1 protein-coding gene is annotated in these 692 nt (G+C 50.6%); it reads left to right on the top strand.

The annotated features are described in order from the left end of the window. Positions 1-692, top strand: a 692-nt coding sequence (locus RCF13_RS05205) for a nucleotidyltransferase domain-containing protein (RefSeq protein WP_308140918.1), incomplete at both ends; no start/stop codon positions are given.

Below are 692 nucleotides of genomic sequence, written 5' to 3'. Positions count from 1 at the left end.
GGGGTCTCGTCTGGCGGATCAGATATTGATTTCATTGGCTTCTGCATTCCACCCAAAGAAGACGTTTTTCCTCATCTCGCGGGTGAAATCCCGGGCTTTGGACAGCAACTCCAGCGTTTCGAACAATGGCAGCAACATCATGTTCCCGATTGCGACGGGAAAGATCGTATCTACGATTTCACGGTATTCTCAATTGTGAAGTTTTTCCAACTCTGTATGGAAAACAATCCGAACATGATCGATGCATTGTTTACACCACGACGCTGCGTCACACATTCGACGCAGGTCAGTGAGCTCGTGCGTGAGAACCGAAAAGCGTTTCTTCACAAAGGGGCCTGGCAGAAGTTTAAAGGCTATGCCTATGCGCAGATGTCCAAAATCGCCAAAAAGTCGAATTCTTCCAATTTGCACCGGGCGCAATCCATCGCAGAACATGGGTTCGATCTCAAGTTCGCCTACCACGTCGTTCGGTTGCTCAACCAAGTCGAGCAAATTCTCATCGAACAAGACCTCGATCTTGAGCGCAACCGGGAGCAACTGAAGTCGATTCGTCGCGGCGATTGGACACTCAACGAACTTCAGGAGTGGTTCCAGGCCAAAGAGCGGCAGCTTGAAGCGGCCTACCTCGCGTCAAAACTGCCCCAGGCACCGGATGAAACTGCACTTAAGCAACTTCTGCTTCAATGCCTCGA

Source organism: Stenotrophomonas maltophilia group sp. RNC7, assembly GCF_030910085.1.
Classification (GTDB): domain Bacteria; phylum Pseudomonadota; class Gammaproteobacteria; order Xanthomonadales; family Xanthomonadaceae; genus Stenotrophomonas; species Stenotrophomonas sepilia.
This window is presented reverse-complemented; position numbering and strand designations above follow the sequence as displayed.